This is a genomic window from Actinomadura rupiterrae (genome assembly GCF_024172125.1).
Taxonomy (GTDB): Bacteria; Actinomycetota; Actinomycetes; order Streptosporangiales; family Streptosporangiaceae; genus Spirillospora; species Spirillospora rupiterrae.
Map to the genome: position 1 here is coordinate 463578 of NZ_JAMZEA010000004.1, position 12095 is coordinate 475672.

Annotated in this window: 10 protein-coding genes and 1 riboswitch; of the genes, 6 read left to right on the plus strand and 4 right to left on the minus strand. The window is 73.2% G+C overall.

The window, feature by feature from the left end; all coding sequences use genetic code 11:
- Window positions 1-124 precede the first annotated feature (124 nt).
- Window positions 125-1348, minus strand: coding sequence for a hypothetical protein (locus FHU30_RS15110; protein ID WP_253876243.1), 1224 nt, complete (start codon window positions 1346-1348; stop codon window positions 125-127).
- A 173-nt stretch (window positions 1349-1521) separates the two neighbouring features.
- Here FHU30_RS15110 and FHU30_RS46090 point away from each other — a divergent pair, with 173 nt between their 5' ends.
- From FHU30_RS46090 to FHU30_RS15130, 4 genes are all read left to right on the plus strand, one after another.
- On the plus strand, window positions 1522-4434 hold the full coding sequence (locus FHU30_RS46090) for a hypothetical protein (protein WP_301323133.1): 2913 nt from the start codon (window positions 1522-1524) through the stop codon (window positions 4432-4434).
- A gap of 171 nt (window positions 4435-4605) precedes the next feature.
- Window positions 4606-4668: riboswitch (guanidine-III (ykkC-III) riboswitch) on the plus strand.
- Between the two features lie 35 nt (window positions 4669-4703).
- Complete coding sequence (locus tag FHU30_RS15120; RefSeq protein WP_253876244.1) at window positions 4704-5030, plus strand: DMT family transporter; 327 nt, start codon at window positions 4704-4706, stop codon at window positions 5028-5030.
- Window positions 5031-5164: 134 nt separating this feature from the next.
- A complete protein-coding gene (locus tag FHU30_RS15125; protein WP_253876245.1) occupies window positions 5165-6625 on the plus strand; it encodes a hypothetical protein in 1461 nt (486 codons plus the stop codon).
- Between the two features lie 147 nt (window positions 6626-6772).
- Window positions 6773-7543 carry an SDR family oxidoreductase gene (locus FHU30_RS15130; protein ID WP_253876246.1) on the plus strand — a complete coding sequence of 257 codons (771 nt, stop codon included), beginning with the start codon at window positions 6773-6775 and terminating at the stop codon, window positions 7541-7543.
- A gap of 27 nt (window positions 7544-7570) precedes the next feature.
- Here FHU30_RS15130 and FHU30_RS15135 read toward each other — a convergent pair whose 3' ends face one another.
- Window positions 7571-8188, minus strand: a complete 618-nt coding sequence (locus FHU30_RS15135; protein WP_253876247.1) for a rhomboid family intramembrane serine protease — start codon at window positions 8186-8188, stop codon at window positions 7571-7573.
- Window positions 8189-8476: 288 nt separating this feature from the next.
- On the minus strand, window positions 8477-8797 hold the full coding sequence (locus FHU30_RS15140) for a WhiB family transcriptional regulator (protein WP_253876249.1): 321 nt from the start codon (window positions 8795-8797) through the stop codon (window positions 8477-8479).
- Between the two features lie 143 nt (window positions 8798-8940).
- On the opposite strand from FHU30_RS15140, the gene FHU30_RS15145 reads away from it, so the two are divergent.
- Both FHU30_RS15145 and FHU30_RS15150 read left to right on the plus strand, forming a co-directional pair.
- On the plus strand, window positions 8941-9438 hold the full coding sequence (locus tag FHU30_RS15145) for a GNAT family N-acetyltransferase (RefSeq protein ID WP_253876251.1): 498 nt from the start codon (window positions 8941-8943) through the stop codon (window positions 9436-9438).
- A 107-nt stretch (window positions 9439-9545) separates the two neighbouring features.
- Window positions 9546-11075: a CYTH and CHAD domain-containing protein gene (locus tag FHU30_RS15150; protein WP_253876253.1), complete on the plus strand. Its 1530-nt coding sequence runs from the start codon at window positions 9546-9548 to the stop codon at window positions 11073-11075.
- A 12-nt stretch (window positions 11076-11087) separates the two neighbouring features.
- Here the strand turns inward: FHU30_RS15150 and FHU30_RS15155 are convergent, their stop codons facing one another.
- Window positions 11088-12080: an NUDIX hydrolase gene (locus tag FHU30_RS15155; protein WP_253876255.1), complete on the minus strand. Its 993-nt coding sequence runs from the start codon at window positions 12078-12080 to the stop codon at window positions 11088-11090.
- Between the last annotated feature and the right edge of the window lie 15 nt (window positions 12081-12095).

A 12095-nucleotide genomic window follows, 5' to 3' on the forward strand; every position in this document is an offset into this window, starting at 1 on the left:
GGAGCCGCTGAATCGCCCGCGCCGGCCCCTGAAAGTGCGGACATGAGAAATCCCCGGCCGGAACAGGCCACATCGGCCGTCCGCTCCGTCCGGGGATTCTCCGGGCGCCGCCTATCCGGTCAGGTCACGGATACTTCGGCGGCGTGTAGTAGTGGAACTTGTTCGGGTCGTACTTGCTCGCCTCCTTGCGCGGGTCGAAACCCCCGGCAGGCTGCTGCGGCTGCTGAGTCGGAATCTTGAACGTCGGCGGCTGGTCCGGGTTGTTCGCCGTCTGCGTGTCGCCCCCGGCCGTGGAAGGCGAATTCCCCGCCGGGCTCTTCTTCCCCGGCGCGCTCCCGGACGGCGTCGGACCCTTCGGGCCGCTGCCGCCGCCCTGATTACCGATCCCCGGCGCATTCCCGGACGGGCCCGAACTCCCCGCGCCGGGCAGGACCGTCCCCGACGAAGAACCACCGGACGGCGAAACCGCGGCGCCGGGCGGCGATTCCGAACGCGTGCCGCCATTCATATGCGCGGGCATGAGGCCCCAAACGGCGGCCGCGCCGATCACCGCGCCGAGAACGGCCGTGACAATCGGCACAGGACGCGCCTTGGGCCGCCTTTGCTGTGTCTTCCGCAACCCCAGGCGCGCCTTTCGCGGCCTGAAGCGCCCGCCTCGTCCGGACGGCAGGACGGTCGCTCCGGATTCCGCCGTCAACACGACCATCCGCGTGGCCGGGCCCTCGAAGGCGTCCTCCTCTGCCACGGCCCGGCGCACCACGCCCGCGACCGCCGCCGCCCCCGCGCCCAGACCTCCGATTCCGGACGCGGCCGCCGCATCGCCGAACACTCGGGGACGGGGCGGGGCCAAGCCAGGCGCCTCGGCGTCGAAGACCAATGGAGCTGGTTCTGCGGTGAGGTCTGGCGCGTCCGGCGCTTCGACGTCGGCGCCGGACGGCGACGGCGGGACGGACGCGGCGTCCGGGTCAGGGGCGGGGGCGGGGGCGGGTTCCGTGTCCGGGGACGGGGTCGAGAGGGTCTGGAGGGTTTCGGTCCAGGGGGCCAGGTCGGCCGCGATCTCGGCCTCGGGGACGCCGTGGGCGCGGAGGCAGGCGGTGACGAAGGCCGTCACGAACGCGTGCCGCGGCGGGTTTGGCAGGCGCTTGCCGTTGAGGTTGTCCGAAATCGTGCTCACCGGGAGCACGTCGGCGGGCGGACGGCCCGGGACCTCGACCGTCCCGGCGAGCCGCGTCAGGGTCCGCAGCGACGGCTGGCCCGCCCAGGCGCGGAGGCGCTGGAGCGCGTGCAGGAACTCGGCCGCGGTGGCCGCCGACCGGGGGTCGGGTCGCCGTTCGATATCGGCGTCCAAGGTGGGTCTCCTCCCGAAGTCCGGCACTCTCGGGTGATTCGTCCCGCGAAGGACAGCACATCGCATAGATCGACTGCGGACAAGGGCCTCCCGCGCGCGTCGCACCGTCCGGATCCGTCCGGACGGGCCGGAGGTGTTGCCGGACACGCACCCGGACAGATCGGGTGAAGCACATGATCCACATCGTCCGAGTGGGCCTCACCACGATCGGGGCCCTCTTCTTCACCGTGCTCGGCGGTCTGGCCTACGACGCGATGACGGCCCACGCGGCGCACGCCGAGGTGAGCGGACACCATCCGCCGCCGGTCTGCGCCGTCCGGCCCGGATTCGTCCAGGCGCAGAACTGCCGGCCACCGCACCTCACCCCACCCCGGACCGACTTCACCCCTGCCCGGACCGACTTCACTCCCGGCCGGGCCGACTTCACCCCCGGGCGGACCGACTTCACGCGTGGCCGGGTCGGCTTCACGCCCGGCCGGGTCCACTTCACGCGTGGCCAGGTTCACTTCACGCGCGATCGGGTCGGATTTGCGCGCGAGCGGGTCGGGCGCGGCGAGAAGCGGCAGTTCCGGCTTTCGAAGCCCGGGGCGCTTCCGGCGAAGACCGCGCCGAAGCGGCCGTGTTCGGCGGCGTACTGGTGGCTTCGGTGCCACGGGTCGCTGCCCGGCCTGCCCCAGTTGCCCTCGGCGGACAGGCCGCATCTCCTGCCGGCGCCGAACCCCTCGCACGTCGTGCCGATGCCGATGCCCGCGCCCGGCCGGACGACCCCTGGCGACCGCCGGACACCGTCCGCCGGACAGCCGAAGACTCAGCCCCAGCCGACCACGAACCCCGGTCCGGTTCGTCCGGTTCCGCCGGACGGGCGGGACGTGGTCCTGATGAACGCGTCCGGACCTCTGCCGAACGGAGCTCCCGACCCGTCCGGGATGCCGCCGTCGTCAGGGGCGCCGAACTCGGCTAGTCCGGTCGGCGCGTCCGGTCCGATGGGCGCGTCCGGACGGCCCGGAAAGGGCAAGGGGAAGCGGAAGGGCTCCCAGCCGCCGGCGCGGCAGCAGCCGCCCAATCCGCCTGCGCCGCAACCGCCGTCCGGTTCGCCTGCACCCGATGAAGAGCAGAAGAAGCCGCCGCTGTCCAAGCGGGCCAAGAACGCGTACAAGCGCTTCTGGTGGGAGAACGCGTGGTGGGACAACGCACCCGCACCCGGTGCCGGACTTCGCCTGGACGACCCGTTCTACCGGGAGAAGCTGATCGCGCAGATCATCGCCCAGCGCCTCCAGAAATGGGCTGAAGGCGGAACGGACGTCGAGCATCCGCGCGGAATCAGCACCGGCACGCTTTTCAAGGCGCTCGTCGAGGACGGCAACGCCTATCGGAAGGGGATGCTGCGCAAGAACTACAAGAAGCTGCTCAGCAAGGCCAAGCTGAACGTCCACGACCGGCGGGTGGATTTCAACCGGGCCGAGCGTTCCGGCGACCAGAAGGCCGTCGAAGAAGCCCGGAAGGCGCTCACTGCCGCCGAAGACCACCTGAAGGCGCTGGAGAAGATCGAGCGCGAGTGGCTCCGGTACAACCGGGACGAGCGGAGGAAGGAGCGGGGGAAGAAGCCCGCACCCAAGCCGGGGAAGAACACCAAGGGGCCCGGCAAGAAGGGCAACTCCGGTAAGGGGAAGAAGGGCGGCTCGTCGCCGAAGGGGAACTCGGGCAAGCCCACGAACAAGGCGCCCGCCATCCCGGGACTGCCCGGCGCGCCCAACGGTCCGCTCATGCCCGGCGACCCGTTCAAGCAGGCCCCCCAGGCGCCGCAGATTCCGCAGACCCCCGGACGCAAGGTCCCGGGCAAGAAGCCGTCCGTACCGGGACGTCCCGCGCAGCCGAACCAGCCCGCGCAGCCGAACCAACCCGGACAGCCAAGCCAGCCCGGACAGCCGAGCCAACCCGGACAGCCGTCGCGCCCCGGACAGCCGAACCGGCCCGGACAGCCGAACCAGCCTGGGCAGACTCCGGCGCCGCACAAGCCCGGACGGCCCGGACAGCCCGGACAGGATCCTGGGGGCCGTCCGGATCACTCCAAGCCCGAGCAGCCGAGCCCGGCTCCGGACAATCCCGCCCCGCAGCCGGCGCCCGCCCCGGCCCCAGCGCCGGACAATGCGCCGCAGGTCCCGTCCGACCCGGCTCCGGTCACCCCGACCGACCCCGCGCCCGCCAACCCGGACGCCCCGGCCCCAGCCCCGGCACCAGCCCCAGCTCCGGCTCCGGCTCCGGCTCCGGCCAATCCGGACATGCCGGCGCCCGCGCCCGCCAATCCGCCGAGCCCCAACACCAAGCCTCAGCGGCCGCTGCCCTGGGAGGACCCGCCGCGGCCTCCCGGCCAGTACCAGGGCGCGCCCAAGAAGCTCACTCCGGAAGAGGAGTGGCGGAGCTGGTACAGCCTCAACTGCATGGCATCCACCCACAGCTGCGATGAGGGTCCGCCGCCCGGGATGTTCCCCTACCCGCCCGCCGAGGGGGAGTTCGAGGGCCCGAAGACGCCCGGCGCACCGAAGGCTCCGCCGGTCCCCAGGGTTCCGTCCGCGCCCCGGATCCCGCTGATCATCCCGGAGTTCGCGTCACGGCCCGCCCCACCGAAGCGCGACCAACCGGCCCCGGCTCCGGCCCCGGCGCCGCGCCCCGCTCCCCAGCCGTCCAGGCCGCACCACTACGGCTCCGGCACCAGCCCCAACAGCGTCAATCCCGACCACGACAACAGCTCGCCCAAGCCGGACGGCAACGGCAACGACGGCAACCGGCTGGGGGAAGGCAGCCACAACGACCACGATCCGGCGCCCTCGGGCCCCGGGCCGTCCGACAACACCCCGCCGTCCACCGGCGGAGGCGGCGGCAGCCCGGGCAACGGAGGCGGCGGCAACCCCGGCAACGGTGGCGGCGGGTCCGGTGACGGCGACGGCAGCGGCCCCGGGAACGGCGGCGGTTCGCCCGACAGCAGCAGCCCCGACCCCGGCCCCGACAACGGCCCCGGACATCTGGACAAGCTCGATCCCGACCCCGGCCCGTCCCACAGCACACCCGACCCGAGCACGAGAGTCTGAGAGACGAGTCACCTCACGGAGGCCCGCGCCCGCCCGGCGCGGGCCTCCGGCCGTTCCGCGACCCCGGCCGTACGCGACCTCGGCCGTACCGCGACCCCGGCCGTCCCGCGGCACCGGCCGTTTCGCCAGGAACAAGCCCCTCAGCTCGGGCGTTCCTCCAAGCGAGGGCAGAAACTGAGCAAAGCCCTCCCGGACGAGGAGCGCGCCGTACCCGGCAGGCAAAGACGACGCGTCAGCAATGGCAGTCGTCAACGTCCGGGAGTCGGATCATGGCTTGGGTCCTCATCGTCGTCGCGGGTCTCCTTGAGGTCGTCATGGCCTCGTGCCTGAAGCTCAGCAAGGGCTTCAGCGAACTGTGGCCGTCCGTCGGCTTCGTCCTCTTCGCCGTCGCGAGCTTCGGCCTGCTCAGCCTCGCCCTCAAGAACCTGGACGTCGGCACCGCCTACGCCGTCTGGACGGGCATCGGCGCGGTCGGCACGGCCACCGTCGGCATCGTCGCGATGGGCGACAGCGCCTCCCCGCTCCGCATCGGCGCGCTCGCGCTCATCGTGATCGGCATCATCGGCCTGAACCTCACCGGCTCCAACGCGCACTGACCGACGCGCGGAAACCTCACCGGCTCCAACGCACACTGACCCCGCGCGGAACCTCACCGGCTCCAACGCGCACTGACCGACGCGCGGGACCGATCAGGGAACCTGGAGATCATGCCGGGCGTCTAACCCTCGCGATGAGCGAGCCCCCTGGACTGACGCCCGCGGAGCGCCGCGTGTGGCATGCGTTCCCGACCGGCGCGGAGATCGTGTTCGGTGACGACCGTCCGACCGGGCCCGACCCGGACCGGACGGTCCGGGCGCACGTGATCAACCAGCTGCTGCTCGGCGGCGGGGACACCCGGGACGGGTTCGTCGCGGCGGTCCGGGTCCGCGGGGCCTACGTGATCGGGCGCCTCAATCTCACCGGCGGACGCGTCCTGCACGAGCTGGACCTGAGCTTCTGCCGCATCGTCGAGGAGCCGTCCTTCACCAACTGCAGGACCGGCGCGATCCGCCTCACCGACTGCAAGCTGCCGGGAATGGACGCGGGCGGCCTCCGCGCGGACGGCGCGGTCAGCCTGTCCCGGTCGGAGATCGACGGCGGGATCCGGCTGCCGCGCGCGCAGCTGCTCGGCGGGTTCCGGATGAACGAGACGGTGATCACCGAGACCGACCCGGAGACGTGGGCGGTGTTCAGCGGCGGGATGGTCGTCGACGGCGGGTTCTTCGCCCGGAACGCGACGTTCGAGGGCGGTGTCCGGCTGGTCGGGGCGCGGATGAACGGCGGGCTCTTCCTGGAGGGCACGACCGTCCGGAACCCGGGGCGGCTGTCGCTCGACGGCGAGAACATCGTGGTGCAGGACGCCGCGGAGCTGTCGAAGGGGTTCCGCTCCGAGGGGACGGTCCGGCTCCGCAACGCGCGCGTCAACGGGACGCTGTCGTTCGACGGGTCCGTCCTGGACTCGACCGATCCGGGCAGGCTCGCGCTGCACGGCTCGCACATGGTCGTGGACGAGCTGCTGATGAACCTCGCCGAGCCGATCGAGGGCCGGCTGTCGCTGTCGTTCTCGCGGATCGACGTGCTGATGGACAAGCCGCGGATCTGGCCCGCGGAGGTCTACCTCGACGGGCTCGTCTACCAGTCGCTGCGCGGCCCGGCGACGCCGAAGGACCGGCTGAGCTGGGTGTCCCGGGACCCGCAGTTCCACCTGCAGCCGTACGAGCAGCTCGCGTCCTGGTACCACGGGATCGGGCACGACGACGTGGCGCGCAAGGTGCAGCTGGCGAAGCTGCGGGCGCGGCGGCGACGGCTCGGGCCGGTCGCGCGCGCCTGGAGCATCCTGCTCGACTGGACGGTCGGCTTCGGCTACCGGCCGTGGCTGGCGTTCGCGTGGTTCGCCGCGCTCGTCGCGTTCGGGACGGTGGTCTTCTCGGCCGACCCGCCGCATCCGATCAAGGACAACGTGGAGAAGCCGCACTACCACGCCCTGGTCTACAGCCTCGACCTGCTCATCCCGCTGGACTCGTTCGGGCTGCAGAGCTCGTACGACCCGGTCAACTGGACGCGCTGGGTGGCGTACTCGCTCGTCGCGTCCGGCTGGGTGCTCGCGACCGCGCTGATCGCCGGCGTCACCCGCGTCCTCCGCCCCGAATGACCCCGCGCCGACGGCAGGGCCCGCGGGGCGGTTTCGGACGGGCCGGATGAACCGGGGGTGAAACCGGTCCGACCGGATCGGCCACCCCGGCAACAAAAGTCGCGCGGGCCGCGTCGATCATGTTGAGTGGGGACCGAGGGGAGAGTCATGGGCACCTATCTGATCACCGGCGCGACCGGCGGCATCGGCGGCGCGACCGCCGAGCTGCTGCGCGACCGCGGGCACGAACTGATCCTCACCGGGCGGTCGCCGGAGCGGCTCGCCGCCGTCCAGCAGCGGCTTTCGGGGGGTGCGCACGCGCGGACGCAGGAGATCCGCCAGGTGAACTCCGACCATGCGAGCGGGTCCGGCGCGCGCACCGCGACCGACACGCGCGTGACGACGCTGCCGCTCGACCTCGCCGCGCCGCGCCGGCTGGAGGCCGCGCTCGCCGTCGCCGGGCTGCCCGCGCGGCTGGACGGCCTGGTCTACGCGGCCGGCGTCGCGCACCTGGACAAGGTCGTCGACACCGAGACCGACGAGTGGATCGAGCACCTGTCGGTGAACCTGGTGTCGGCGGCGGAGCTGACCCGGCTGCTGCTGCCCGCGCTGCGCGCCGCCCGCGGCCAGATCGTCTACGTGAACTCGACGGCCGGGCTCCGCGCGAACCCGCGCTGGGCCGCGTACGCGGCGAGCAAGTGGGGGCTGCGCGCGCTGGCCGACTCGGTCCGCGCGGAGGAGCCGGAGATCCGCGTCACCTCGTTCTTCCCGGGACGGACGGCGACCGAGATGCAGCGCCGCGTCCGCGCGCAGGAGGGCGCGTCGTACGACCCGTCCGAGTTCGCGTCGCCGGAGTCGATGGCCCGCACGGTCGTCGCCGCCCTGGAGACCCCCCGCGACGCCGAGGTCACCGAGATCACCGTCCGCCCGAGGCCGTGACCGGCCGCGCCGGGCCGGCCTGGACCGCTAGGCGGGCACGGAGTCGGACGTGCGGCCCCTGCGCAGCATCCACGCTGCCAGGACTCCGCCGATGAGGCCGAAGAGGTGGCCCTGCCAGGAGATGGACGGGTCGCTCGGCAGGACGCCGATCAGCATCGTGCCGTAGACGGCGACGACGGCGACCGCGAGCGCGATGTCGACCAGGCGGCGCTCGAACAGGCCCCGGCCGACCAGGTAGCCGAAGAAGCCGAAGATCAGGATGCTGGAGCCGAGCGTCAGCGCCGAGCTGGTGAACCAGACGCCGAGGCCGCCGACCACGATGATGACCAGGGACGCGGTCAGGAACTTGGCGATGCCGCGGACGGCGGCGAGGAAGCCGAGGATCAGGAACGGCACCGTGTTCGCCATCAGGTGCCCGAACCCGACGTGCAGGAACGGCGCGGTGAAGATGTCCGGCAGGTCCGACACGTCGTGCGGGTGGATGCCGAACTGGTCGAGCCGCCCGTCCGCGACGTAGTCGATGCCTTCGAGCACCCACATGCCCGCCGTGACGAACAGGACGAGCGTCGCCGCCGCCAGGGCCCGGGTGCCCTGCGCCGCGAGGCCCTCGCCCCGGCTCTCCCGTTCCACCGGGGAATAGCTCATGGTCCCCACCCCGTCGCCTCGACCGTCGTCGCCGTCCTGACAACGATCGTCCTCCGTGCGGACGTTCCCGTCCAGGGCCGGGACGCAGGTCCGGAGCCCTGTCCCGGCGCGGCCGCGGCGGGAATCCGCGTGACGTTGGTCTCAGGATGCGGTCGCGGCGAGCCGGATTCGGGCCGTTCGGAGGGCACGCCGTCCGGACGAAGGTCAGGCTGTCCGGACGGAGTTGCCGACGGAGGTCACACCGTCCGGACGGAGGCCGGGCCGTCCGGGAGTCGGACGGGGCGGTCGTCAGGCGGCGGCTTCGGCGATGTCGCCGCGGACGGTGATGGCCGGCAGGTGGTGCCGGACGGGCGCGTCGGCGCGGCGGCGGAGGTGGCGGCGCTCCTCGGGCGTCGTGCCGCCCCAGATCCCGTCGGGCTCGCCGACGCGCAGGGCCCATTCGAGGCAGTCGGCGACGACGGGGCAGTTGGCGCAGACGGCCTTGGCCCGGCGCTCCTGCTCGCGCAGGACGGGGGCCGCGTAGCCGATGGGGAAGAACAGGTCGGGATCGGCGCCACGGCAGATGGCGTGGTCGCTCCAGTGTTCCTCTGCGGCGTTCGGGTTCGGCATGAGGCTGTGCTCCCTGCGACGGCCCGGGCGGGTCGCGCCGGGCGGTACGGGATGGGGTGGTGTCCACCCAACGTAGTACTACGAGCCGTAGTACTACAAGTCGCGGTGAAAGTCGGGGCGAAACGTCCGGATAACCTGTGCGCGTGCGCCCAGCCCAAGATGTGACCTTCCGCGAAGCCACCCGTGATGACCTGGCGTTCGTCGTCCGGCTGCTGGCCTCCGACCCGATCGCCGCGAGCCGCGAGCGGCTCGCCGACGGGGCCGTGCCCGACGCGTACTTCGCCGCGTTCGCCGCGATCGAGAAGGATCCGAACAACTCGCTGATCGTCGCCGAGCTCGGCGGCGAGATCGCGGGCTGCCTGCAGCTCACCTACATCCCCGGCCTCACCTACACCGGGGGCGAGCGCGCCCAGATCGAGGGCGTGCGGGTGGCGGCCGAGCAGCGCGGGCGGGGCATCGGCCAGCTGATGGTGGGGTGGGCGATCGAGCAGGCGCGGCTGCGCGGCTGCCGGCTCGTCCAGCTGACGACCGACCGCCAGCGGCCCGAGTCGATCCGCTTCTACCAGAAGATCGGATTCCGCCCGTCCCATATGGGGATGAAGTACCACCTGGACGCGCCCGAAACCTCCGAGCCCGGCTGAGATCGCCCCGATTCCGGGGCGGGGCCGGGGGTGCCTCCCGAAACGTCGGCGTGAAATGCTGACGTATCGGACAGAGAGGCACGCGGAGGACGCTCGGAGGGCGCGCCGTGACCGAGAGCCACCTGGAGATCGAGCGGAAGTTCGACACGGCCGACGGCTTCGAACTGCCGGACATGACCGGCCTGCCCGGCGTCACGGGCGTCCGGAACGCCGATCCGGTCCGGCTGCACGCCGCCTACTTCGACACGGCCGACCTGCGGCTCGCCGCGCGCGGCATCACGCTGCGGCGGCGGCGCGGCGGCGATGACGCCGGCTGGCACCTGAAACTCCCCGTCCAGGACGGCAAGCTTGAGGTGCACGCGCCGCTCGGCCGCGCCCGCACCGTGCCCGCCCGGCTCGCCTCGCTCGTCGCCGCGCACACCCGCGGCGAGCCGCTCCGCCAGGTCGCCGCCCTGGACACCGACCGCCGCGTCACGCTCCTGCTGGACGAGGACGGCGACCCGCTCGCCGAAGTGGCCGAGGACGAGGTCGTCGGCACGGTCGTTCAGGACGGCGAGTCCGGGGGCGACACCGAGAAGCGGTGGCGCGAGGTCGAGGTCGAGCTGGTGAACGGCCCGGAGAAGCTGCTGAAGGCGGCGGGCAAGCGGCTCCGGAAGGCGGGCGCGCGCGAGTCGTCCGCTTCGTCCAAGCTCGGGCGGCTTCTGGACGGCAGGATCCCCCGCCCCGCGTCCCGCACGATGCCCGAGGGGAAGGGACGGTGCGCCGGTGACGTCGTCATGGCGCAGCTGTCCGCGCAGGTGGAGGCGCTGCTGCGGCACGATCCGCCCGCGCGCCGCGGCACCGAGGACGCCGTCCACCAGATGCGGGTCGCGGCGCGCCGGTCGCGGGCCCTGCTGCGCTCCTACGCGCCGCTTTTCGACCAGGAGCGCGTCCGGCCGGTCGAGGACGAGCTGCGCTGGCTCGGCCTGGTGCTCGGCGAGGTCCGCGACCTGGAGGTCCTGCGCGCGCGGCTGGCGGCGCGGGTCGGCGCACTCGACGGCCCGGGGCGTCCGGAGCCGCTCGGGCCCGGCGCGCTCGTGCGGGTGGACGACCCCGTGCCGCGCGTCCCGTCCTGGCTGGACGACCTGGCGGAGGACGAGCGCGCCGCGTACCGGCGGATGAACGCGACGCTGCGCGAGCCGCGCTACTTCGCGCTGCTGGACGCCCTGGAGCGGCTGGTCGCCGAGCCGCCCCTGACGTCCCGCGCGCACCGCCCGGCGGACGAGGAGATGCCCGCGATGATCAAGCGGGCGCGGAAGCGGCTCGTCCGGAAGCACGGCGTCCTGGCCGGGGAGCCCGAGGACGTCGAGACCGCGCGGCACGACGTGCGGAAGGCCGCCAAGCGCGTCCGGTACGCGGCCGAGACCGCGGTGCCCGTCCTCGGCAAGGAGGCCAGGCGGACCGCGCGCGAGGCGAAGGCCGTGCAGAGCGCGCTCGGCGACCACCGGGACGCGCTGATCACGATGCGCCGGATCGAGCGGATCGCGTCCCGCGTCCGCGACCCGGCCGAGGCGTTCGCGCTGGGCCGCATCCACTGCGTCGAGGGATGCGACGCCGAAGCGTCCCTGTCCCGGTTCGCCGACGCCTGGAACGCCTGACCGGCGTCCGGGTCAGTGGCGTTCGAGCGCCGCGAGGGTGTCGCCGGTGAGGTGCGCGACCCAGAACTCGCCCTTGCGCAGGGACGCGTCCTCGGGCGGTTTCTCGCCGAACCGGCGGCAGAGCCCGGTGATCAGCCCGCTGACGACCTCGCCGTGCGTGCAGACGATCAGCGGACCGTCCGCCGGCGATCCGGCCGTTGCCGATCCAGTCGCTGCCGATCCGGCCGTTGCCGATCCGGCCGCTGGCGATCCGGTCGCGCCGGAAAGCTCCAGGAGGCGGTCCAGGGCGCGCTCGGGGGACGTCTCCCCGACCGTGAAGGCGGCGTCCGTGGCCAGGTCGGCGCGCGTCCGCCGCGCATAGGGCAGGACGGTCGCGACGCAGCGCGCCGTCGCCGAGCTGACCACGCGGGCCGGGCCGAAAACCGGGAGCATCGAGGCCAGGGCGGCGGCCTCGGCGCGTCCGCGCTCGTCCAGCGGGCGCAGCTCGTCCGGCTCGCGCCACGCCTTCTTCTCGCCCGCCGACCCGTGCCGGACGACGATCACCGCGCGGGTGCGGAGCGGCCCCCCGGCGAAGGCGTGCAGCAGGTCGTGGTCCAGCGGATAGCTGAGCCGCCGCTCGGCCTCGTCCAGGGGGAGCCACTCCAGGACGTCCACCTCGTCGTTGGGGACGAACGCCGGACCGCCGGACGCGACCGGCGACGCCGACCACCAGTCCACCCGTTTCGGACGGTCCCGGACCGTGTAGTCGAACGACAGCAGGCGGCGGCCGAGCACCGGGACGATCCCGGTCTCCTCGAAGATCTCGCGGACGGCGGCGCGCAGCACGTGCTCGCCCCGATCGACATGGCCCTTCGGGAACGTCCAGTCGTCGTGCCGGGGCCGGTGGATCAGCGCGAGCTCCGGCTCACCGTCCGGGCGGGCGCGCCACAGCACTCCCCCGGCGGCGCGGACCGTCCCCGGTTCGGGCGCGCCGCGCGGCACGAGCACGCTTCCCGGCTCGGACATGCCCCCCGATCCCCC